This window comes from Altererythrobacter ishigakiensis (genome assembly GCF_001663155.1).
GTDB classification, from domain to species: domain Bacteria; phylum Pseudomonadota; class Alphaproteobacteria; order Sphingomonadales; family Sphingomonadaceae; genus Erythrobacter; species Erythrobacter ishigakiensis.
Genome location: NZ_CP015963.1, coordinates 2222110 through 2243254 on the forward strand (window position 1 = coordinate 2222110; position 21145 = coordinate 2243254).

Below are 21145 nucleotides of genomic sequence, written 5' to 3' on the forward strand. Positions count from 1 at the left end.
AGGCATTTCCACAGGAATGGTCGGAATGTCAGGAGATGGGGTGGAACGCGGGCATTACCTGCGCTCAAATATCTACGCTCCTTAGCCGAAGAGAATTGGTCACAACCGAGATTGAGGACGCGCTCATCGCAAAAGCAGCAAACATTGGGCTGATCAGGATACCCATCACAGGGTAGAGAATACCCGCCGCCACTGGCACGCCAAGCGCATTGTAGAAGAGGGCAAAGAACAGATTCTGGCGAATATTGCGCATCGTTGCCAGCGTGAGTTTCCGTGCCCGAACGATGCCATCGAGATTGCCCCTGACCAGAGTGATTCCAGCGCTTTCTATCGCAACATCCGCACCTGTTCCCATGGCAATGCCAACATCAGCCTGCGCTAGAGCAGGTGCGTCATTCACGCCATCACCCGCCATGGCAACCTTGCTTCCTTGCTGCTGCAAATCGCGAATTATGCGCGCCTTGTCTTCCGGCAACACATCTGCGCGCACCTCATCAATACCGAGGCGCTTTGCAATCGCTCGCGCAGAGCGTTCATGATCGCCGGTGGCCATAATGATGCGGAAGCCCAGCTTGTGCAGCGCCGCCAAAGCATCAGGGGTCGTCTCCTTTATCGGATCCGCGACGCTGACCATTCCCGCCAGCGCATCGCCGATGGCCACAAACATGACTGTTTCGCCTTCATCTCGGCGCTCTCCGGCTACCTCTGCCAGCCCTCCAGGTTCGAGGCCTAAGTCCTCCATCAGTGCTGCATTGCCGAGTACCACTTGCCGCCCTTCGACCACGCCCTTTACGCCTTTGCCGGTCACTGCCTCGAATTCTACTGTGTCTGATAGCGGCAAGTCGCGATCTTGTGCGCCGCTCACGATGGCTTCGGCAAGCGGGTGTTCCGAACCGCGCTCCAGCGTCGCAGCAACCCGCAGCAACTCATCTTCAGTACGACCTTCTTCGGGCATGACTGCAACAAGGCGCGGCTTGCCTTCCGTCAAGGTTCCGGTCTTGTCGACGATCAACGTATCTATCGTCTCAAAGCGTTCAAGCGCCTCGGCATTCTTGATGAGTACGCCTGACTGTGCACCCCTTCCTGTCGCAGTCATGATCGACATGGGTGTCGCGAGCCCCAGGGCACAAGGACACGCAATGATCAGTACGGAAACAGCCGCTATAAGCGCATAGGACAGCGCGGGATCTGGTCCGAGAATTGCCCAGCAAACAAAGGCAATAACAGCGCCCCCGATCACTGCAGGAACAAACCATCCGGCTACCTTGTCGGCGTATTTCTGAATGGGAGCGCGCGATCGCTGCGCCTTTGCGACCATTTGGACAATCTGGCTTAGCATCGTGTCCGCGCCGACCCGCTGTGCTTCGATGACAAGGCTTCCCGTGCCGTTGATTGTTGCACCAGTAGCCGGATCGCCTCTGGTTTTCTCGACGGGAACTGGTTCGCCGGTGATCATGCTTTCATCGACCGATGAACGGCCCTCGATCACTTCTCCGTCGACCGGCACCTTTTCTCCCGGCCGCACGCGCAACCGATCGCCGACCTGTATATCTTCAAGCGGAATCTCTTCCTCACTGCCATCCTCGCGGATGATGCGCGCAGTCTTGGCACCAAGATCGAGCAGTGCCCGGATCGCCTTGCCAGTCCCCTCGCGCGCCCGAAGTTCCATCACCTGCCCAAGCAGCACAAGCACAACGATTACAGCCGCCGCTTCGAAATAGACCGGAACATGTCCGTGCATGTCGCGGAAGCCTACCGGGAAAACATCAGGCGCGAAAACCGCCGCTACGCTGAACAGCCATGAGGCCACAACGCCCATTGCGATCAGCGAGAACATATTGAGGTTCCACGATGCGAAGGATTTCCAGCCTCTCTCGACGAACGGCCAGCCACACCACAGCACCACCGGCGTGGCCAAGACCAATTCCATCCATTGTGCCCGCCCTTGACCGATTGCTTCGCGGATCACGCCCAGGCCGATCATCGGCCCCATGGCGATCAGCAAGACAGGCAAGGTTAGGACTGCGCCAATCCAGAACCGGCGGGTGAAATCAACTAATTCCGGGTTCGGACCTTCTTCAGCATAGGCTGCCGATTCCAGTTCGAGAGCCATCCCGCAGATTGGGCATGAACCGGGCTGCGTCTGTCGCACGTTGGGATGCATTGGACAGGTGTAGACGGCTCCCGCATGGTCCGAAGGAACATGGTCGTATTGGCCGTCGCGAGGAGGCTCTCCATCCCCGGCAAGGTGTTCGCCATGGTGACAGGCATGGTTGTGATGGCCTGACCCGCTATGATCGGAGTTTGTGCTCATGGCAGCGCAATATACATGTCACCCTGCAGATGCGCCAATGTCCGCAAATGGGTCGTTAGCTGACATTCATGCATTCAAGCCAGAGTTTCCCTCTCAGTAGCCCAGTGGTCAATCCTGCCCCAGATCGCGCAGCAGCTCGGCAAACCAAGGCAGTGTTGTGTCGAAAGTCTTGCCGCCCTTGATCCGCTCAAACTCGATCGCGCGCATTTCATCGCCGCGTTCTTCGTCCTGACCGATCACGCCGGGTTCGCCGCGCAGCGCCGCTTCGACGGCATAGTCTGTGCACGCCTTGATCAGCTCTAGATCGACGGCATTCGCGGGGGCCGAGCGCGAGAAGTAGCCGCTCTTTTGCACCAGCACCTTTTCCGCGCCGATTTCCTCGGCAAAGCGCTCTCCAAACCATTGCCCCGGATTGATCTTGTCGAGCTTTACATGGCCGAATGGATCGCGCGGCACTTCCTCGCCCGCCGCCTCCATCGCGGCGACAATCTCGGCCACGCCGGCGCCTTCTGAAATGAACAGGTTCACCCCGTCCTGCGCGTCCATGGTCGCGCGCAAGCGCTTCGCCTCGGCAGCGATGTCAAACGGACGCTCAGGCACGAACACACCGTGCACATCCCAGCGCGCGGCGGCATTCTCTGGCCATTCGGCAAAGGGCGCAGACTTCACCCAGCGATGGTGCGCGTCAGCAGTTGCCGCCGTCAGCCAGCCGCAATGTCTGCCCATCACCTCATGAATGATCAGCATACGCGGGTTGGCGGAATGTTCGGCGATGATATTGCGCGCATAGACCGCGCCCTGCTCTGCCGCCGTCCACGCGCCCAATGACTGTTTGATCGGGATCACGTCATTGTCGATTGTCTTGGGCAGGCCCACCACCGTTAGCGGATATCCATTGTCGCATAAGTAAGCGGCCAAATCCGCCGCCGCCGTATTGGTGTCATCCCCGCCAATCGTGTGCAGGATATCGACGCCATCGCGGGTCAACTGCTCAGCCGCAACCTGCAGCGGGTTCTGTCCCGGTTTCACCAGGCCGCGCTTCTCGCAATCGGCAACATTGGTCAGCTTGACCCGGCTGTTGCCAATCGGGCTGCCGCCAAATGCGTGCAATCGCCCCGCCGTCTCGCGAACCTTGTCGCTCACTTCGACATATTCGCCCTTCAGCAGGCCAGCATAGCCATTGCGGTACGCGATGATGCGGTGATCACGCGCCACCTCGGTGTAGCGCTCGATCAAACCGCCGACGGCAGAGGAAAGACACGGCGCCAGCCCGCCAGCGGTCAACATGGCAACGGTTTTGGTCATGGCTTGGGTTCTGCCAATTCAGCGCGCGCTCGGCTAGACTGAATACGATGCCAACTGGATAGAAGGCGCTTACATCCGGCGCATATCATGCGCTTCGGCGGGAACGGTGACGCTGAGGCCGTCGAGCTCTTCAGTCAGATCGATCTGACAGGAAAGGCGGCTTGTGCGGCGCACCCCGGCGGCGAAATCGAGCATGTCTTCCTCTTCTTCGCTTGCCTCCGGCAGCTTATCGAACCATTCGGCATCAACCACGACATGGCAGGTTGAGCAGGCCATCTGGCCCTCGCATGTGCCCTCCAGTGGCATGCCCAGCGCTTGACCGACTTCAAGCAAAGACTGGCCCACTTCGCCTTCGCCCTCGGTCACATTGCCCTGGCTATCGGTGAAACGCAGTTTGATGCTCAAAGTCCTTGCTCCTTCGCAGCAGCGTTGATCTTATTCGCTGCGATTTCAATCTCTTCGAGCGTTGTATAGCGCCCGAAACCTAGCCGGATAGAGGATTTCGCTTCGGCGTCCGAAAGTCCGATAGCTTTCAATACGTGGCTGGGCCGGCCAGAACCGCTGGCGCACGCAGAACCCGCGCTAAACATAACATCGCGCACGTCTGACATCACCCGGGCAACATCCAGCCCGTCGCGGCGGATATTGAGATTGCCGTGCCAGCGCGCCTCTGCACTGCCGTTAAGTGTCCAGTCGGCGAACAACTCGCGCGCACGGTTCCACAGCGCTTCCACATGTGCCGCATCTTCTGCCATGCGTTCTGACGCGAGCTCGGCTGCTGCGCCGAAACCTGCGATCAGCGCGGGCGACAAGGTGCCAGAGCGCAAATCATGCTCCTGCCCCCCGCCCGTTTGTATCTCAGTGAGTTCAACCCCGTCGCGCACCCACAGCGAGCCAATCCCTTTGGGGCCGTGGAACTTGTGTGCACTGACAGCGATCATGTCCGCAGAGGTGACTTGCATCTTGCCGTAAGCTTGCACCGCATCGCACAGATAGAGTGCGTTCGCCTCCTTGGCCCTGCGGTGCCATTCCACCGTTGGCTGGATCACGCCGATCTCATTGTTGACCTGCATCACCGCAACCAACCGCGTGTCTGCTGGCAAGTCCTGATTGGCGTTGCACTGGCCGTCATGGCCGACATTGAGGATGTGCGATTTGCCAGCCGCTTTGGCCGTATCCCCGACTGCCGAGTGCTCAATCGCGGAATAGGATACGGTGCCGCCATTACCTGAGCCGCGGATCGCGAGGTTTATCGCTTCGGTTGCGCCGCCGGTGAAGATCACTTTGCCGCCCGGAGGAAACAGCGCGGCAATCTTGTCCCGTGCGGCTTCGATCGCGGCTGCCGCCATACGGCCCATGCGGTGCGCGCTGTGTGGATTGCCGAAGCCAGTGCCATCCGGCCCGTCGAGCCAACGCAGCATCGCGTCGCGCGCTTCAGGCGCGAGGGGGGTGGTCGCTTGATAATCCAAGTAGATCATTTGAGCGAACTCCAGGCGTCGGCAAACCTGTCCAAATCCTCCGGCGTCGTGTTCCAGCCGATGCTGACCCGGATCGTCCGCGCAGCCACTTCATCTGACACACCAAATGCGTCGAGCACACGGCTTTTCTTGAGCGTGCCGGATGAACAAGCGCTTCCAGCGGATACCGCACAACCCATCGCATCGAGGCGGATAAGCAGCGCCTGAGCAGACATAGACGAATGCTTCACCGCGAAGATGTAGTCGTTCTGGTCGCCAAAACGCAGTACGTCCTCTCCGAGGCAATGCGCAAACTCTGCCCGATCGGCAGGCGTTGTTCCCCACTCGCCCGCTTCGAGCGCCGCAGCCATTCCCAATGCTGCAGGCATGTTTTCAGTACCCTGCCGATATCCGCGCTCATGCCCGCCGATGGGCTCCAGCAAATTGTAATCCCGGACCAACAGCGCACCGATACCAATCGGCCCTCCAAACTTGTGGGCAGAAACGACAAGCATATCAGCATCTGGAAGCGCGAGTTTGCCCGCACTTTGTGCGCAATCGGACAGCACCAATGCCCCGATCTCTCGGACTGTCTCGACCATTTGATCCACCGGATTGATCACGCCCGTTTCCGAGTTCACATGCTGGATCGCTAGGATGCAGTTCGCGTCAAATGTGCTCTCGTCTGAAAACTGCTCCGCATCCAGCGCTACGCGGAACACAGCGTCGTGTTCAACCGCGCTGACGATCCGACGGGTTGCCTTCGCGCGGTTGAGCGCGATCCACAGCGCCTCACTCGCGCCGCTGGTGAAGATCAGTTCGTAGTTTTTTGCTCCTTGGCCCAACCCGAGCGCGCACTTGATCCGCTCGCGCGCGTCTTCCAGCGCAGCCTTTGCTTTGCGCCCTTCAGCATGCGGAGATGACGGGTTTGCCCAAATGCGAAATCCCTCATCCATCGCCGCTTTGGCTTCAGGGCGCAGCGGGCTGGTCGCGGCGTGATCGAGATATATACGAGGTTTCAAATGAGGCCTTATTGCGAATGATTCTTAAAAAATTGCAGAATGTTACGCGCCGCACTATAGAGCACTCGAAAGCCGGTGCCAGCCGGTACTTGGCTTAACTCATTTCATAAGGTTCATTCGATGCCATCAGTCATCTTTCCCGGCCCAGAGGGTCGCCTTGAAGGTCGTTTTTCTCCGCCGCCGCGTCCGCGCGCGCCGGTTGCCATGATCCTGCATCCGCATCCCGAAGGCGGCGGCACGATGAATGATCGCATCGTCCAACGGATGTACAAGACCTTCGTCGATCGCGGCTTTGCTACACTGCGTTTCAACTTTCGCGGCGTCGGCCGCAGCCAGGGCAGCTTCGACAATGGTATCGGCGAGCTGTCCGACGCGGCATCGGCATTGGACTGGGTCCAGTCAATCCACCCTGAAGCACAGACCACTTGGGTCGCCGGATACAGCTTTGGCGCGCTAATCGGCATGCAGCTCTTGATGCGCCGCCCGGAAGTGCGCGGCTTCATCTCGGTCGCGCCGCCAGCCAACATGTATGACTTCAGCTTCCTCGCACCCTGCCCAGCCAGCGGCATCTTCATTCAGGGCGCTGCGGATACAGTGGTGCAACCTTCCGCTGTCCAGAAGCTGGTCGACAAGCTGCGCACGCAAAAGCACATCACAATTCATCATGAAGAGATCCCACGTGCGAACCACTTCTTCGAAAACGAACTCGAAGATCTGATGGCGTCAGTGGACAATTATCTCGACTTCCGACTCGACCCCGATTGTCCGATTAAGTGATCTTTGGGGTCAATCATATCTGACCCCACCCTCTCTTAACTTTCATGATTTTCAGAACGTTAGGCGCGTTCTTGCGCATGAGCGAAGCATATCTTGCCTCTGTTTATGTAATGTTGTAACATTAATTTCAGGGTGCCGCGTAAGGTTCACTAATCTGGCAAAAAAGCCCCATCGCGGCACCTTTTTGGAAAGAGAGGAGCCGAGTTTATGGCATTTGCAGATCAAAAGAGCTTGAAGGAACGCAGCGCAGGCTTAGTCGGCGCGATTGTCCTGCCCGCCGCTTTAGGTGCAATCTTCATCTCAGGATTAGCGGTCAAAGACATCATCATTCCGCCCGAGCAAAAAGCCTTTGAAGGACGGAATATAGAGATCGACCTTCCACCCCCGCCACCTGACGAGGTCAAACCAGAAACGCCCGTCGACAATCCGATCTCGCAGATCGTCACGCCTGATCCGGTGATAGATATTCCTACTAATGTAAAGCTATCAAACACAGTCATCGAGTTGCCACCTATCGACGCGGGATTGTCACGAATTGTCCTGCCAGAAATTGACAAAGGTCCGTCGCTGGGCGCGATCAAGCCAGCAGTGGCAACACCACGCAACAATCCCGGCAGTTGGGTCACAACCAGCGACTATAGAACCGTATGGATCAATCGCGAATGGACAGGCGTCGCGCGGTTCGAACTACAAGTGAGTGCGCGAGGGAGGGTCACAGATTGCCGGATTACCCGATCTACCGGACACGAAGCACTCGATCAGGCGACATGCAACCTGATCGCCAAGCGCGCACGCTTCAATCCAGCCAAAGATCCAACCGGCCAGTCCGTCAGCAGCACGTATTCAAGCGCGATCTCATGGGAATTGCCGGAATAGGCCCGATCACTCCGTATTGGCCCGTTGCACCTGATCGAGCGGAGCCTCTCCGCCCGATCCGGGCAGCGTCCAGATCAGTACGTTGACTATCGCAATCACTGCCAGGAGCAGCATTAGCGCCGGTTGCTTGGCGGGCACGCCTTTGCGCCACAAGATAAAGGCGCCCACGATCAATGCGCCAGCTGCCAACATCACGATCGAAAGCACCGCATTCATCTGATTTGATCTCCTTGGGTTACCCGTTAGTAGATTTATGTAAGAGCGCAAGGCCAGCACGATTGACTTGGCAGACTGCTCCGCGCACACCGCCCTCATGATCACCGACAAGATAACGCTCACCCGCCGCAATGCCTTAAAGGGTGCTGCCGGCGCATCCTTGATTGCCATGTTGCCTGCGTGCCGGATGCAAGCCGCGCCCGACCTTTCGCCGGACGAGATGCTGGACAAGGTGGCCTACAACCTTCTTGCCCACGAGCCAGAACGGGCGACCGGACTGGGCGTTGATACGGGCGATTATGCTTCGCTCAGATCTCAGCTGACCGACAAGTCTCCTGATGGACAAGCCGCCTACGCCGCGCAGTTAGAGGCGGATCTTGAAGACATTCGCGCTTATCCCCGTGACGGCATGACTGCAGACCAATTGACCGGCTTTGACGTGGTCGAAAGCGCTTACTCAACGGCGCTAGAGGGCTTTGCCTTGCCATATGGCGATGTCGCCGTCGGCAGCTGGCGCAACACGCCCTATGTGGTGATTCAGAATGTCGGGTCATACATCGACATGCCTCGTTTCATGGACTTTAGCCATCCGATGAACGAGCCCAGCGATGTCGATGCATATGCGGCGCGCATTGAGAGTTTCCCTGCTCAGCTTGATGGCGAGCTCGCCCGCATTCAGCAGGCAAGGTCCCACGGCCTGATCCCACCTGATTTCCTGCTGGACAAGGCGATTACCCAGATGGAACAGGCAGTGGCATCAGCTGAGACCACCTACCTCGGCCCACTTGTTCGCTCTGAAGTTGAAACGGCGCAGACACAGATTGAGCCTGTGCGCGGACTTGTTACCGACGGTGTGATCCCGGCACTCCAGCGCCAACTTGACGAGCTTAATTCCATGCGCACTCAGGCCGGGTCCGATGCCGGCATGTGGGCACAGCCTGACGGTGATGAATGGTATGCATGGTCGCTCAAGGCTTCGACTACCACAGACATGACGCCTGATCAGATTCATGAGCAAGGCCTGGCCGAGCTTGACGATTTGCATGGACGCATGGACCCGATCCTGAAGGAAATCGGCTATACACAAGGCAGTGTCGGCGAACGGATGCAGGCTTTGTCTGAAGACCCCCGCTATAAATTTGCACCGGGCGATCCGGGCCGCGAGGAAATTTTTGCCTTCATTGATGAGAGGATCGATTGGATCAAGGCGCAAATGCCGCGCGCATTCAACACTCTTGTCGACCCGAATATGGAGGTACGGCGGATCCCAGTGGGCGAAGAGCTTGGCGCACCAGGTGCTTACGGCGGCGCGGGCAGCAAGGATGGCACGATACCGGGGCGCTTCTGGATCAATCTCCGCACTACAGATCTGCACCGGAAATATGACTTGCCTGATTTGACCTTCCACGAGTCTATCCCGGGCCATGTTTGGGAAGGCGAATACTCGAACCGGCTACCACTAATCCGTTCGATCCTGGCATTCGGCGCATTCAGCGAAGGCTGGGCACTCTACGGGGAGCAACTTGCGGATGAACTGGGCGCCTATGACGAATTCAAGGTCGGACGCCTCGGCTATCTGCAATCGCTGGCATTCCGCGCCTGCCGTCTGGTAGTCGACACCGGCCTTCATGCCAAACGATGGACGCGCGAGGAAGCGCGCCGGTTCTTTGTCGAACGCAATGGCTCGAAAGAAGAAGAAGTCGCGAGCGAAGTTGACCGCTATTGCAGCTGGGCTGGTCAGGCTTGCAGCTACAAAATTGGTCACAGCGAAATTGTCCGGCAGCGCAGCAGGGCACAAACGGCGCTGGGTGACGCCTATGATTTCAAAACTTTCAACGACGCGGTTATTCTTGGCGGGAATGCACCGCTCGATGTGCTGGCCAAGAACGTCGACCGCTTCATCGAGGGAGCATCAAGCTGATCAAATCTTAGGTAATCTGCTTATTGCTCTCTGTAATATAATTGCGTTTTCGTCTAAGCGCTCACCCAATGGAGGCTGAGTCGATGACCGACGATTTTTACGCACGTGTTTCCGATACTCTGAAGGAGATCGAGGAACAGGGGCTCTACAAACATGAGCGACAGATTACCTCTGCGCAAAGCGCGGTTGTGACCATCGCCGGACCTGACGGACCCCTGGACGCGATCAATATGTGCGCGAACAATTATCTGGGATTGGCTGACAACGAAGAACTGTCCCGCGCTTCTGCCGAAACCAATGAACGCTATGGATTTGGTATGGCGTCAGTTCGATTTATCTGCGGCACTCTGGACTTGCATCGCCAGCTTGAACGCCGCGTCGCGGATTTCTTCGGGTACGAAGACTCGATCACTTTCGCAGCCTGCTTTGATGCCAACGGGGCGGTTTTCGAACCACTTCTGGGAGCAGAAGATGCGATTATTTCTGACTCTCTCAATCACGCTTCAATCATTGATGGCGTTCGTCTGTCCAAAGCCAGGAGATACCGCTTTGCCAATAATGACATGGCTGACCTTGAGGCGCAGCTGAAACAGGCCGATGCAGATGGCGCACGGGCCAAGCTGATAGTCACCGATGGCGTATTCTCGATGGATGGGATCATCGCCAATTTGGAAGGGCTATGTGATCTTGCTGACAAATACGGCGCGCTGACCATGGTCGATGACTGCCATGCGGCCGGCTTCATGGGCGCAAATGGGCGAGGCAGCCCGGAATATCGGGGGGTTGAAGGCCGAATAGACATTCTGACCGGCACTCTGGGGAAGGCACTGGGCGGCGGCATGGGCGGCTATATCTGCGCGCGTCAGAACATAGTGGACCTGTTGCGTCAGCGGGCGAGGCCCTATTTGTTTTCGAACGCGCTTGCGCCAGGCCTTGTCGGTGCGAGCTTGAAAATGTTCGATATGTTGAGCGAGGGCGATGACTTGCGCAAGCAGCTTGTGGCCAATGCGCAGCGTTTTCGCGCCGGTATGGAGGCAGCAGGTTTTGATCTGATTCCGGGCGAGCACCCCATCATTCCCGTTATGCTAGGCGATGCCAAGCTGGCAGCGGATATGGCAGCAAAGCTGATGGACGAGGGCGTGTATGTCACAGGTTTCTCTTTCCCCGTCGTGCCGCGCGGACAAGCGCGCATCCGCACGCAAATGAGCGCCGCACATACATTCGATCAAATCGATCATACTATTGCCGCCTTCACGAAGGTTGGCCGCGAACTTGGGGTAATCTGAGCATGGCAACCAGCAACGCGACAATGCCTGCATTGATCAAGGCAGAAGCGAAGCCCGGCATCTGGCTGCAACAAACCGACATCCCTACGACCGGCCCGGATGAAGTCCTGATCAAGGTGCACCGCACCGCAATCTGCGGCACAGACGTTCATATCTACAATTGGGACGAATGGGCCCAGCGCACCATCCCGGTTCCCATGGTCGTCGGCCATGAATTTGGCGGCGAGATTGCCAAAATCGGAAGCAATGTCAGACGTCCGCTCAAGGTCGGGCAACGCGTTTCAGGCGAAGGCCATATCGTCGGCGAGAAAAGCAGAGCTGTGCGCGCCGGCCATTTTCATCTGGACCCTGACACACAAGGCGTTGGCGTGAATCGCCCAGGCGCCTTTGCGAGTTATTTGACCATTCCGGCGTTCAACGTGATCGCCTTGCCCGACCATGTCGACATGGACGTGGCCGCCATGCTCGATCCGCTGGGCAATGCGGTTCACACAGCCTTGGCATTCGACTTGATCGGGGAAGATGTGCTCATCACCGGTGCAGGCCCAATTGGCATCATGGCGGCAGCAGTTGCACGCCATGTCGGCGCGCGACATGTCGTCATTACCGACATCAACCATTATCGGCTGGAGCTAGCCGCGAATATGGTTGACTGTATTCCGGTTAACGTCGCCGAAGAGGCCTTGCCCGATGTCCGCGCGCGCTTAGGCATGAGCGAAGGCTTCGATGTAGCCATGGAAATGTCAGGCGCCCCGCAAGCGCTTGATACGATCATCGACAGTATGGTCATGGGTGGCAAGGTCGCCATGTTAGGTTTCCCGGCCGGAAAGAGCGAGATCGAGTGGAGCCGGATTGTCTTCAAAGCGCTCACCATCAAGACGATCTATGGCCGCGAGATGTTCGAGACCTGGTACAAGATGCTCGCTATGCTTGGATCGGGACTGGATGTGAGCAAAATGATCACGCACCGCTATGACTATACGGAATTCCAGAAGGGTTTCGACGCCATGCGGTCAGGCAAATCCGGTAAGGTTATCCTGGATTGGAGCACCAGCTAGACGCTCCCATCCTGTCGGGGTCAATTCTTGCCGAATAGCCCTTTTGCCATATCGGCAATATCATCGAGCGGATTGCCGTCGCCGTCCAGGTCCAGCATTGAAGCAAAATGGGTTAGCGAGCCTTCGCCCCCGATTTGCTCCACGATCTGAGCCAAGACGTTTGTATCCAGACCGGTTTTTGCCGAGGCCAGTTCAACCGTATCACCTTGCATTTGATGCGCTTGCCCCAATGCAGCGATAGCTTTCTCCACCATAGAAGGGTCAATGCCGACCTTTTGCGCCAAATTCGCCACATCATCAGGCGCGCCGCCGATATTCTTCAAGACTGTGTCAAGCAAACTCATCTGGACATCTCCTTCTCAAGAGATGCTATTTTCGCACAGTCCTTAGGCAGAAAAAAGGCCCCGCTCAGTCAAGAGCGAGGCCCCCTCTCCTCAACGCAAATCAGGCTGTCTATCAGGCGGCAACTACGCTGCGCGGTGCTGCCTCTCGGACGCCTTGATCCACGTGATCTGCGAATTGCGCGAAGTTATCAATGAAGAGCTGCACCAGCTTCTCTGCTGTGCGGTCGTACTCTTCCTTGTCGGCCCATGTCCCGCGCGGATCCAGGATTGCGCTGTCGACGCCTGGGACCGAAACCGGCACATCGAAGCCGAAGTTCACATCCTTGCGGAATTCGACATTGTTCAAGCTCCCGTCGAGTGCGGCATTAAGCAGCGCGCGGGTCGCCTTGATCGGCATGCGGTTGCCTGTGCCATACTTGCCACCAGTCCAACCGGTGTTGACCAACCAGCATGCTACACCGCCTTTGGCAATCCGCTCTTTCAGGAGGTTACCATAAACACTGGGATGACGTGGCATGAATGGGGCGCCAAAGCACGTGCTGAAGGTGGCCTCCGGCTCTGTGACTCCAATTTCAGTACCGGCCACTTTCGCCGTGTATCCCGACAAGAAGTGATACATCGCCTGATCAGGTGTCAGCCGTGCAATCGGAGGCAATACGCCAAAGGCGTCAGCCGTCAGCATGATGACGTTGCTTGGCACCGGGCCGAGATTTTCTTCTGACGTATTCGGGATGAAGTCGATTGGATATGCACCACGAGTGTTTTCAGCCAGCGAGTTGTCGTCGAAATCGAGATCGCGGGTTTCCGGATCCATAACGACATTTTCCAGCACAGTGCCGAACTTGCGGGTGGTCGCGTAGATTTCAGGTTCTGCTTCTTCGCTAAGACGGATCATTTTTGCATAACAACCGCCCTCAAAATTAAAGACAGCCGTATCTGACCAGCCGTGTTCGTCATCCCCGATCAACGTGCGGCTCGCATCGGCGGAGAGCGTCGTCTTGCCAGTACCTGAAAGACCAAAGAATACTGCAGTCTTTCCGTCGGCGCCGACATTTGCAGAGCAATGCATCGGCATGACGCCCTTGGTAGGCAGCAGATAATTGAGGATACCAAACACGCTCTTTTTCATTTCGCCGGCATAGCGTGTGCCGCCGATCAGGATCAGCTTCTCACTAAGATTGACTGCAATCACCGTTTCACTTCGTGTCCCGTGGCGTTCCGGGTCAGCGCGGAAGCTCGGCAGATCGATTATGGTGTATTCAGGATTGAAATCTGACAGCTGGTCCGCAGTCGGGCGAACCAGCATCGTACGAATGAAGAGGTTGTGCCAAGCCAACTCATTGATCACGCGGACATTTACGCGATGCTCGGGCTGCGAACCGCCATAAAGGTCGGCGACGAACAATTCATCCTTGTCCTTCAATGCAGCCATGAAGTCTTGCTTGAGCGCTGCGAAGTGATCGGGCGTCATGCTGACATTGACCTTGCCCCACCAGACGCTGTCTTCTGTCTCCGCGTCGCGCACGATGAACTTGTCATTCGCACTCCGGCCCGTGTGGGCACCTGTCTTCACAACAAGCGAACCGTAGCGGGAAAGTTCGCCCTCTCCTTTGACAAGTGCTTGCTCGACCAATTGGGGTGTGCCGAGATTTGGGTGGATGCGAGCGGCGGTCTCAATGCCCTGATCGGACAAAGGAACAGCAAGCGAAATGGACACGCGATTCTCCTGGATTATTCCGGAACTGACCTGAGCTGCGATCAGGTCTACATTCAGCCAGCGCACATTTACATGTATTTATGCATACGAATGCACACAGACTTGATCTTCCTCTAGTCGGGCCAGGATTTGAGGTCAAACTTGAACCAAGACATAGCCACAATCTGTCCGATTCTTGCGACCATTCGTTGTTTCATTTCATCCAACGCGCTAATTGGTATGCGAGAGCGCGAGGAAAGGGCCACAAATGGACGAATCTGCGGCCGATGTCCGCCCAACCAGCAGCGAATCCGTGATCGCGCTGGTTGATGATGACCGGAACATTCTCACATCCGTGTCCATCGCACTCCAAGCGGAGGGATTCGTAACGCGACTTTATTCGGATGGAGAAACGGCGCTGAAGGCATTACTCGACAATCCGCCTGACCTCGCGGTGTTTGACATCAAGATGCCCAAAATGGACGGGTTGGAACTGCTGCGACGGGTTCGTCGCGAATCCTCGTTACCGGTTATATTCCTGACAAGTAAGGATGACGAACGCGACGAGGAGATCGGTTTGGAGTTGGGCGCTGATGACTACATTGCCAAACCATTCAGTTTGCGGCTCTTGCTCGCTAGAATTCGGGCAATCCTGCGGCGTGCAGAGCACATCGACGAAAACAGACTGGCAAGCGAATCTGACGCTCCCCCTCCTCACCCGTCAATTGAGCGAGGGCGGTTATTCATGGATCCCGCACGCCACCACGTCGCATGGGACGAAGAACCAGTTACACTAACCGTCACCGAATTCCTCATCCTTGAAGCGCTGGCAGCACGTCCTGGTGTTATCAAAAGCCGCAATCAGTTGATGGACGCCGCTTATCCTGACGATGTCTTCGTCGATGACCGGACTGTGGACAGTCATATAAAACGCATGCGAAGGAAATTTCGGCAAGTCGACCCTGAGTTCGGAGCGATTGAGACACTCTACGGCGCAGGCTATAGCTTCACCGATGGCTGATGCGCCGCGCCCGTCCGCTATTCCCCCGGCAATTGACCGGCTAAGTTGGAGCTCTCGCCTTTCGCTCACATCACGCATCCTAGCGGTAAACCTGTTGCCGCTTCTGCTTTTGGGCGGTGGGATCTTTTACCTTGATACCTATCGTACACAGCTGCTCAACGAGCGGTACAAGTTGGCGCGGATTGAAGCACAGATTACTGCAGAAGCATTGGCCGGCGCATCTCGAACACGCCAGGAAGCGCTGCTTGTCCAGATCGGTAAAGAACAACGGATGCGGATGCGTATGTTCGATGCCGAAGGGCTGTTGTGGGCTGACAGCTTCGCTCTGGACGAACCATCATTTCAGTTTGACGACATCACCGATGACAGTTGGGATCAGCAGTTCGCCCGTTGGCTTGACCGAGCCGTAGATACGATAGTCGGCGCTGAGCCCGTTACTGACTATGTCGAGCCTGAATCGCAGCGCGCGGACGCATGGCCGGAAGTTGTTCGTGCGCGGGACGAAGGGGTGAGCCAGATCACGTTGTATGACTGGCGCGACGGAACGCCAGTGATCACGGCCGCCGCTCCCGTTGGACTGAATGGCGCCACGTTGCTGACGACCCGTAACGCGGTAGACATCACCGAATCCGTGCGCGCGGCCCGGTCATCTTTGGGAGTCGCCGTGTTCCTGGTGCTCACAGCCTCGATTTTGCTATCCCTATTCCTCGCCCGAACCATCATTGCGCCTATTAGGTTGCTTTCTTCTTCAGCCGCCAAGGTTCGTCAGGGACGGGACCGCGATGTGGAGGTGCCGCGACTTCCGGGGCGCCGCGACGAGATCGGCAATCTCGCCCGATCAATCTCTGATATGACCAGCGCGTTGCGCCACCGTATCGATGCCGTTGATAGCTTCGCAGCTGACGTAGCGCATGAAATCAAGAACCCACTAGCCAGCCTTCGGAGCGCGATGGAATCACTGCCGCGAGTGGAAGATCCGGAGCTGCGTAAACAGTTACTTGATGTCGCTGCGCACGATGTGAAACGAATTGATCGATTGGTAACAGAGATTTCCGACGCCAGCCGCATCGATGCCGAAATGTCGCGCGCGATACGCGAACGGGTTGATATGACCAATCTCATCAAAGCCATTGTCGGCTCGCGCGAGACAAGGGCAGAGAATGCTGACCACCAGATCGAAATCAAGAGCCGCGGTCACGCGGCAATTGTTACCGGTGTGGCGCCCAGATTAGAGAGGGTGATAGAGAACTTACTGGATAACGCAGTTTCATTTTCACCAACTGATGCCCCCATCCTAGTCGATATCAACAACGATGGCAGCTGCGTTTCGATCACCGTTTGCGATTCTGGGCCAGGCATACCCGAAGACGCGAGAGAGAAGGTATTCGAACGTTTTCATTCGGTCCGCCCGGACGCGGAAAGCTTCGGCAATCACTCGGGTCTTGGTCTCGCCATCGCACGTGCTATCGCTGAAGCGCATGACGGGCGGCTCTTGGCCGAGGCCCGCCCTGATGGTGCCAGCGGAGCTTGTATGCGATTCGAGTTGCCGGCAGCGCGATGAACAAAACTCAGACATTGATTGGTGTGAGTGCGGTTGCGATTGATGGCCGTGCCCTTCTGATCGAAGGTGGGCCAGGAAGCGGCAAAAGCACTCTTGCTCTAGCATTGATTGATCGGGGCGCGCGATTGATCGGGGACGACGGCGTGAGGTGGGAATATTCGAGCGGCACGATACTGCTTTCTTCACCGCCCAATATTGCAGGCAAAATCGAAATTCGCGGTGTGGGGATCGTTGAGCTGGATGTCACGAGCGCGCCACTTTCACTGATACTGACATTCGCATCCGAAACGCCACGACTCCCAGAATCAGTGGATACCCGTGACTGGGATGGGGTCTCTGTGCCCTGTCTGCCATTGCGTAAAAATGATCTGATGCAGGCCCTCCGCGCTGAATGGGCATTGCGCATTCATGGCCTGACCTTCTAGCAAGGCGTGACATGAGCAAAGCAATGCCCCCAAGTTCAGACCGCAAAAACATTCTGCTGGTTACGGGTATGCTTGGCGCAGGCAAGACCACCGCATTGAATGTGCTGGAAGATCTGGGTTGGGAAATCATAGACAACCTGCCCATTCGCTTTCTCGAGAACATGGTGACGACGCCAGATGCGGATGGTGTCCCGCTCGCAATCGGTTTCGATTCGCGGACACGCGGTTTCGCGCCGCACGACATAATTGATTTAATCGAACGGCTTACAGAAACTGATAGCCTCTCGATTTCCAGCATGTTCATCGACTGCTCAACCGAAGAACTTGAGCGTCGCTATAACGAAACCCGTCGTCGCCATCCTTTGGCCAGCGAGCGACCACTTGGCGAAGGCATTCGCGCCGAGCGTGACTTGCTTGGGCCGCTACGCAACTGGGCCGCAGTAGTGGTCGACACCAGCGGCTTTGCTGCCAATGATTTGCGACAACATATTCGCGATCTTTACGCGCATTCTCCAGGCGCGCCCATGACAGTAACTGTATCCAGCTTCGGATTTGCGCGCGGAGCGCCGCCACTGGCGGACCTCATGTTCGACATGCGGTTTTTGAACAATCCGCACTGGGATGAGGAATTGCGGCCGCAGACCGGGCTTGAGGCAGGCGTCGGCGACTACATCCGCAAGGACCCTGGTTTCACGCCCAGCTTAGAGCGTATCTTGAGCCTTTTGACCGACCTTCTGCCACGCTATCAAATGCAAGGGAAAGCCTATGTCCACGTCGCTTTTGGTTGCACGGGCGGTCGCCATCGTTCTGTATTTACCGCCGAGCAAATCGCTGCGGGCTTGCGCGAAGCGGGTTTTTCGCCCACTGTCCGCCACCGCAATTTGGGGGCACGCACCACCGATGAAATCGAAGGGGGCAGCGTTGATCACCCTTAGTGATACGAAGCGGCACAGCGCCGCCAGAATGAACGGACCCGAGCTTCACCCATGATCGGATTGATCCTCGTCACGCATGGCGACCTCGCTGACCACTTTGTTGACGCGATGGAACATGTCGTAGGCCCGCAATCGGCGGTCGCAACAGTTTGCATCGGACCTAGCGACGACATGGAACAACGTCGTCAGGAAATTGCTGACGCAATCGCATCCGTAGAGCAAGGCAACGGTGTAATCGTGCTGACCGACCTGTTCGGTGGAACTCCATCCAATCTCGCCATTTCGCTGCTTGAGCGCGGACAAGTCGAGGTAATCGCCGGTATCAATCTACCGATGCTGATCCGCCTAGCTGGTGCGCGTAAGAAAATGACGGTGGCTGACGCTGTTGCCGCTGCGAAGAAGGCGGGTCGCAATTATATCACCGTCGCAAGCGAATTCCTCGGTGACGATGCAGAACCAGAAAGCGCGCGAGCATGAACGAGTTTCGCAAGTCGCTTACGATTGTCAACAAACGCGGGTTGCATGCAAGGGCCAGCGCCAAGTTTGTTGGCGCGGTATCCGCCTTGCCTGAAGGTACAGATGTACGCGTGGCGAAAGACGGGAACGAGGCAGCAGGTGGATCGATACTGGGCCTGATGATGTTGGGCGCAGCCAAAGGCGATGACGTCGAGTTAATCGTATCGGGCAACAATGCTGATTCGGTTTTTGCCGACTTGTGCGCGATGATCGAAGATGGCTTTGGCGAAGAGTAGTACCTGTGCCTGAACGCCGCGAGATCACCGGCTTTTCCAATCCGACCGTCAAATATCTGCGTAGCTTGCGTGAAAAGAAGCATCGCAAGGCCGCCGGCCAATTTCTGGCAGAGGGATTGCGGCTGCTGACCGACGCGCGCGAATGCGGGCATGTGCCGGAAACGCTTGTAATGGCCACCGGGCGCGATCCTCACCCGCTGCTGGAAGCGCTGGAAGCTGACGTCATGGCGGCAGGCGGCGATGTGATTGAAACCTCGCCTGATATCCTCGCCAAAATCACCGGCAAATCAAACCCGCAAACCGTGGCGGGTGTGTTTGCGGAATTTGATACTTCGCTGGACACCATCAAGCGCGAGACTGCGGACATTTGGCTGGTGGCACAAGCACTGCGCGACCCCGGAAATCTGGGCACTATGCTGCGAACCGGAGACGCTGTCGGTGCCGGCGGATTGATCCTGATCGATGATTGCGCTGATCCTTTCAGCGTCGAGGCCGTGCGCGCCAGCATGGGCGCGATTTTTACGCAGAAGGTCGCACGCGCATCATGGGGCGAGTTCTCGCCGTGGCTGCGTGCTGGTTCGGGGCAATTGGTCGCGGCAAGTCTGCGTGATGCGGTGCCGTACCGCGGCGCACCTTACCAAGCGCCTTGCTTCATCCTGGTCGGCAATGAATCACAAGGCCTACCCGAGGACTACGAGGCAGCATGTGATCTGCGCGTCACCATGCCGATGAAAGGCCGCGCGGACAGCCTCAACGCAGCGGTCGCGGGCGCGGTGTTGGCGTATGAGGTGCTGGCGGGATTGGGCAGCTGATCGCTATTCCGCCGATTGCTTGCCGCCATCGGTGAGCAAGTCGTCTTGCGTATAGCGTGGCGCGCCTTCGACCAGCGGCACTTCTTCGATCTCGCGCTTGCCGATCTCAATGCCTTTGTCTGCAAGTCGCTTGCCCGATGACAGGACATTTCGTTCGAAACTGCCGACGAACTTGTTGTAATTGTTGACCGCGCCTTCCAGACCGCCACCCACGCGCTTAAGGTGATCCGCTGCAACGGCCAAGCGTTCGTAAAGCTCGGCGCCCATCCGCCCGATTTCCTGCGCTTCCTTGGCAAGGCCGTCTTGCCGCCAGACCTGCGCAACCGTGCGCGCGATTGCGACAAGGTTTGTCGGCGTAGCAAGCAGCACGCGCTTGTCGAATGCGAAATTCCACAGGTCGGGATCGTGCTCCAGCGCCGCAGCAACGAAGTGCTCACCCGGAACGAACATCACGACATAGTCCGGCGCGTCCTCGAACTGCGATTGGTAGGATTTTGCGCCCAGTGACTGCACGTGGTTGCGCATCGAACGAACGTGATCTGCTAACGCCGCGTCGCGCGCATCGTCGTCGTCCGCCTCGAACGCCGACTGATATGCATTGAGTGACACCTTGGCGTCGATTACCAGCACTTTTCCGCCTGGAATGCGCACGATCGCATCGGGGCGCAAACGCCCCTCCTCGGTCTCAATCGAAGCCTCAAGCTCGAAATCGGTGTGCTGTGCAAGGCCAACCTGCTCCAGCAGGTTCTTCAATTGCTGCTCGCCCCAGCGGCCGCGCGCCTTGGGCGCATTGGTCAGCGAATTGCCCAGCCGCTGCGCTTCGCGGCGGACCTCCTCCTGCCCCTCACGCATCGACTGGATCAGGCCGGTTAGCTGACCAAAGGCATCGGTGCGCTTCTCTTCAAGTTCGGCGACTTGCTTCTCGTATTTCGCCAAACGCTCACCGACGGGATGGAGCAAAGTCTTGATCTTGGCTTCGCCCGCCTCTTCAGACTGTTTAAAGCGCTCTTCCGCGCGCTTGAGGAACTCTTCCTGACTCTTTGACAACACTTCGCTGCCCAGCGCTTTGAACTGCGCGAGCATTTCCTCACGCGCTTCCTTCATCTGCGCCATCTGCTTGTCGAAATTGGCGGCATTGGCCTTCAAAGTGGCCAATTCGATCTGCGCCTCGCCCAATTCCTTGATCGCGGTCTTGAATTCGCCCTCGCGCTCTGTCGCAGCAGCTTCCATTTCGCCCAGCTTCGCCTTTGCATCCGCAACAGGACGAGAGCCGATAAACCACCCTGCCCCCGCACCGATAGCGAGACCAAGAATGAGCGCAATTATGGTTAGAACTGTCGGATCCATGCCGCCTTTCTATGCGGAAC

General features: G+C 57.3%; 21 protein-coding genes. 12 read left to right on the plus strand and 9 right to left on the minus strand.

Annotated features, from left to right (window positions below; genetic code table 11):
* Positions 1 to 64 precede the first annotated feature (64 nt).
* The 5 genes from A6F69_RS10645 to A6F69_RS10665 form a co-directional block, all read right to left on the minus strand.
* On the minus strand, positions 65 to 2314 hold the full coding sequence (locus A6F69_RS10645; RefSeq protein WP_083984776.1) for a copper-transporting P-type ATPase: 2250 nt from the start codon (positions 2312 to 2314) through the stop codon (positions 65 to 67).
* Between the two features lie 108 nt (positions 2315 to 2422).
* Entirely contained in the window at positions 2423 to 3619 is a 1197-nt protein-coding gene (locus A6F69_RS10650; protein WP_067601021.1) for a pyrophosphate--fructose-6-phosphate 1-phosphotransferase, read from the minus strand.
* Between the two features lie 69 nt (positions 3620 to 3688).
* Entirely contained in the window at positions 3689 to 4018 is a 330-nt protein-coding gene (locus A6F69_RS10655; RefSeq protein ID WP_067602959.1) for a 2Fe-2S iron-sulfur cluster-binding protein, read from the minus strand.
* A gap of 2 nt (positions 4019 to 4020) precedes the next feature.
* Positions 4021 to 5097: a cysteine desulfurase family protein gene (locus A6F69_RS10660; protein WP_067601024.1), complete on the minus strand. Its 1077-nt coding sequence runs from the start codon at positions 5095 to 5097 to the stop codon at positions 4021 to 4023.
* On the minus strand, positions 5094 to 6032 hold the full coding sequence (locus A6F69_RS10665; protein ID WP_245638329.1) for a cysteine desulfurase family protein: 939 nt from the start codon (positions 6030 to 6032) through the stop codon (positions 5094 to 5096). Before A6F69_RS10665 ends, A6F69_RS10660 begins: the two co-directional genes overlap by 4 nt.
* Before the next feature lie 186 nt (positions 6033 to 6218).
* On the opposite strand from A6F69_RS10665, the gene A6F69_RS10670 reads away from it, so the two are divergent.
* Positions 6219 to 6875: an alpha/beta hydrolase gene (locus tag A6F69_RS10670; RefSeq protein ID WP_067601030.1), complete on the plus strand. Its 657-nt coding sequence runs from the start codon at positions 6219 to 6221 to the stop codon at positions 6873 to 6875.
* A 207-nt stretch (positions 6876 to 7082) separates the two neighbouring features.
* Positions 7083 to 7751: an energy transducer TonB gene (locus A6F69_RS10675; protein ID WP_067601033.1), complete on the plus strand. Its 669-nt coding sequence runs from the start codon at positions 7083 to 7085 to the stop codon at positions 7749 to 7751.
* Positions 7752 to 7757: 6 nt separating this feature from the next.
* Here the strand turns inward: A6F69_RS10675 and A6F69_RS10680 are convergent, their stop codons facing one another.
* Positions 7758 to 7967 carry a hypothetical protein gene (locus A6F69_RS10680; protein WP_067601036.1) on the minus strand — a complete coding sequence of 70 codons (210 nt, stop codon included), beginning with the start codon at positions 7965 to 7967 and terminating at the stop codon, positions 7758 to 7760.
* A gap of 97 nt (positions 7968 to 8064) precedes the next feature.
* Between A6F69_RS10680 and A6F69_RS10685 the strand changes: the two genes are divergently transcribed.
* From A6F69_RS10685 to tdh, 3 genes are all read left to right on the plus strand, one after another.
* Positions 8065 to 9888, plus strand: coding sequence for a DUF885 domain-containing protein (locus tag A6F69_RS10685; RefSeq protein ID WP_067601039.1), 1824 nt, complete (start codon positions 8065 to 8067; stop codon positions 9886 to 9888).
* An 83-nt stretch (positions 9889 to 9971) separates the two neighbouring features.
* On the plus strand, positions 9972 to 11174 hold the full coding sequence (locus A6F69_RS10690; protein ID WP_067602962.1) for a glycine C-acetyltransferase: 1203 nt from the start codon (positions 9972 to 9974) through the stop codon (positions 11172 to 11174).
* 2 nt (positions 11175 to 11176) lie between these two features.
* Positions 11177 to 12232: an L-threonine 3-dehydrogenase gene (gene tdh / locus A6F69_RS10695; RefSeq protein ID WP_211352809.1), complete on the plus strand. Its 1056-nt coding sequence runs from the start codon at positions 11177 to 11179 to the stop codon at positions 12230 to 12232.
* A gap of 20 nt (positions 12233 to 12252) precedes the next feature.
* Here tdh and A6F69_RS10700 read toward each other — a convergent pair whose 3' ends face one another.
* On the minus strand, positions 12253 to 12576 hold the full coding sequence (locus A6F69_RS10700) for a hypothetical protein (RefSeq protein ID WP_067601041.1): 324 nt from the start codon (positions 12574 to 12576) through the stop codon (positions 12253 to 12255).
* 112 nt (positions 12577 to 12688) lie between these two features.
* A complete protein-coding gene (locus tag A6F69_RS10705) occupies positions 12689 to 14287 on the minus strand; it encodes a phosphoenolpyruvate carboxykinase (RefSeq protein ID WP_425388084.1) in 1599 nt (532 codons plus the stop codon).
* A gap of 253 nt (positions 14288 to 14540) precedes the next feature.
* Between A6F69_RS10705 and A6F69_RS10710 the strand changes: the two genes are divergently transcribed.
* Genes A6F69_RS10710 through A6F69_RS10740 form a run of 7 tightly spaced genes read left to right on the plus strand, consistent with a single transcriptional unit; the run spans position 14541 to position 19778 of the window.
* Entirely contained in the window at positions 14541 to 15293 is a 753-nt protein-coding gene (locus tag A6F69_RS10710) for a response regulator transcription factor (protein WP_067601043.1), read from the plus strand.
* On the plus strand, positions 15286 to 16854 hold the full coding sequence (locus A6F69_RS10715) for a sensor histidine kinase (protein WP_067601046.1): 1569 nt from the start codon (positions 15286 to 15288) through the stop codon (positions 16852 to 16854). The genes A6F69_RS10710 and A6F69_RS10715 overlap by 8 nt, the downstream gene beginning before the upstream one ends.
* The gene (locus A6F69_RS10720) at positions 16851 to 17279 is read left to right on the plus strand and encodes an HPr kinase/phosphorylase (RefSeq protein ID WP_067601049.1); all 429 of its coding nucleotides are present in this window, start codon (positions 16851 to 16853) and stop codon (positions 17277 to 17279) included. Before A6F69_RS10715 ends, A6F69_RS10720 begins: the two co-directional genes overlap by 4 nt.
* Positions 17280 to 17290: 11 nt before the next feature.
* On the plus strand, positions 17291 to 18214 hold the full coding sequence (rapZ, locus tag A6F69_RS10725; protein WP_067601051.1) for an RNase adapter RapZ: 924 nt from the start codon (positions 17291 to 17293) through the stop codon (positions 18212 to 18214).
* Between the two features lie 51 nt (positions 18215 to 18265).
* The gene (locus A6F69_RS10730) at positions 18266 to 18691 is read left to right on the plus strand and encodes a PTS sugar transporter subunit IIA (protein WP_067601054.1); all 426 of its coding nucleotides are present in this window, start codon (positions 18266 to 18268) and stop codon (positions 18689 to 18691) included.
* Positions 18688 to 18966 (plus strand): HPr family phosphocarrier protein, encoded by a 279-nt coding sequence (locus A6F69_RS10735; RefSeq protein WP_067601057.1) that lies wholly within the window; start codon positions 18688 to 18690, stop codon positions 18964 to 18966. Before A6F69_RS10730 ends, A6F69_RS10735 begins: the two co-directional genes overlap by 4 nt.
* A 5-nt stretch (positions 18967 to 18971) precedes the next feature.
* On the plus strand, positions 18972 to 19778 hold the full coding sequence (locus A6F69_RS10740; RefSeq protein WP_067601060.1) for a TrmH family RNA methyltransferase: 807 nt from the start codon (positions 18972 to 18974) through the stop codon (positions 19776 to 19778).
* Positions 19779 to 19781: 3 nt separating this feature from the next.
* Here A6F69_RS10740 and A6F69_RS10745 read toward each other — a convergent pair whose 3' ends face one another.
* Complete coding sequence (locus A6F69_RS10745; RefSeq protein WP_067601063.1) at positions 19782 to 21125, minus strand: DNA recombination protein RmuC; 1344 nt, start codon at positions 21123 to 21125, stop codon at positions 19782 to 19784.
* Positions 21126 to 21145: the final 20 nt, after the last annotated feature.

Bases quoted from the DNA above. Each gene is read 5' to 3' on its own strand.
- A6F69_RS10660 (WP_067601024.1), bottom strand. From the start codon at position 5,097: ATGATCTACTTGGATTATCAAGCGACCACCCCCCTCGCGCCTGAAGCG.
- A6F69_RS10720 (WP_067601049.1), top strand. From the start codon at position 16,851: ATGAACAAAACTCAGACATTGATTGGTGTGAGTGCGGTTGCGATTGAT.
- A6F69_RS10690 (WP_067602962.1), top strand. From the start codon at position 9,972: ATGACCGACGATTTTTACGCACGTGTTTCCGATACTCTGAAGGAGATC.
- A6F69_RS10685 (WP_067601039.1), top strand. From the start codon at position 8,065: ATGATCACCGACAAGATAACGCTCACCCGCCGCAATGCCTTAAAGGGT.
- rapZ (WP_067601051.1), top strand. From the start codon at position 17,291: ATGAGCAAAGCAATGCCCCCAAGTTCAGACCGCAAAAACATTCTGCTG.
- A6F69_RS10675 (WP_067601033.1), top strand. From the start codon at position 7,083: ATGGCATTTGCAGATCAAAAGAGCTTGAAGGAACGCAGCGCAGGCTTA.
- A6F69_RS10670 (WP_067601030.1), top strand. From the start codon at position 6,219: ATGCCATCAGTCATCTTTCCCGGCCCAGAGGGTCGCCTTGAAGGTCGT.
- A6F69_RS10735 (WP_067601057.1), top strand. From the start codon at position 18,688: ATGAACGAGTTTCGCAAGTCGCTTACGATTGTCAACAAACGCGGGTTG.
- A6F69_RS10645 (WP_083984776.1), bottom strand. From the start codon at position 2,314: ATGAGCACAAACTCCGATCATAGCGGGTCAGGCCATCACAACCATGCC.
- A6F69_RS10730 (WP_067601054.1), top strand. From the start codon at position 18,266: ATGATCGGATTGATCCTCGTCACGCATGGCGACCTCGCTGACCACTTT.
- tdh (WP_211352809.1), top strand. From the start codon at position 11,177: ATGGCAACCAGCAACGCGACAATGCCTGCATTGATCAAGGCAGAAGCG.
- A6F69_RS10665 (WP_245638329.1), bottom strand. From the start codon at position 6,032: ATGGATGAGGGATTTCGCATTTGGGCAAACCCGTCATCTCCGCATGCT.
- A6F69_RS10715 (WP_067601046.1), top strand. From the start codon at position 15,286: ATGGCTGATGCGCCGCGCCCGTCCGCTATTCCCCCGGCAATTGACCGG.
- A6F69_RS10745 (WP_067601063.1), bottom strand. From the start codon at position 21,125: ATGGATCCGACAGTTCTAACCATAATTGCGCTCATTCTTGGTCTCGCT.
- A6F69_RS10680 (WP_067601036.1), bottom strand. From the start codon at position 7,967: ATGAATGCGGTGCTTTCGATCGTGATGTTGGCAGCTGGCGCATTGATC.
- A6F69_RS10710 (WP_067601043.1), top strand. From the start codon at position 14,541: ATGGACGAATCTGCGGCCGATGTCCGCCCAACCAGCAGCGAATCCGTG.
- A6F69_RS10700 (WP_067601041.1), bottom strand. From the start codon at position 12,576: ATGAGTTTGCTTGACACAGTCTTGAAGAATATCGGCGGCGCGCCTGAT.
- A6F69_RS10650 (WP_067601021.1), bottom strand. From the start codon at position 3,619: ATGACCAAAACCGTTGCCATGTTGACCGCTGGCGGGCTGGCGCCGTGT.